1 protein-coding gene is annotated in these 265 nt (G+C 69.8%); it reads left to right on the top strand.

Going from position 1 to position 265, the window contains the following annotated elements; genetic code table 11:
• Nucleotides 1–265, top strand: a 265-nt coding sequence (locus SB753_RS38080; RefSeq protein ID WP_410805294.1) for an aconitase family protein, incomplete at both ends; no start/stop codon positions are given.

The raw sequence follows: 265 nt of genomic DNA, 5'->3' as shown, positions 1-265 counted from the left end.
GCGCGCATGACCTTGTGCAACATGACCGTCGAAGCCGGTGCGCGCGCCGCGCTGATCGCACCGGACGCGATCACGTTCGACTACGTGCGCGCCCACACGCCGTCGCTCGACGAGGCGGCATGGCAAACCGCGCTCGCGGACTGGCGCGGGCTGCATTCCGACGCCGACGCGCGTTTCGATGCCGAGCATCGCTTCGACGCGGGCGACATTGCGCCGTTCGTCACCTGGGGCACGAGCCCCGATGAGGCCGTCGCCATCGATCAGC

This window comes from Paraburkholderia sp. SIMBA_053 (assembly GCF_046534895.1).
Classification (GTDB): Bacteria; Pseudomonadota; Gammaproteobacteria; order Burkholderiales; family Burkholderiaceae; genus Paraburkholderia; species Paraburkholderia caledonica.
This window is presented reverse-complemented; position numbering and strand designations above follow the sequence as displayed.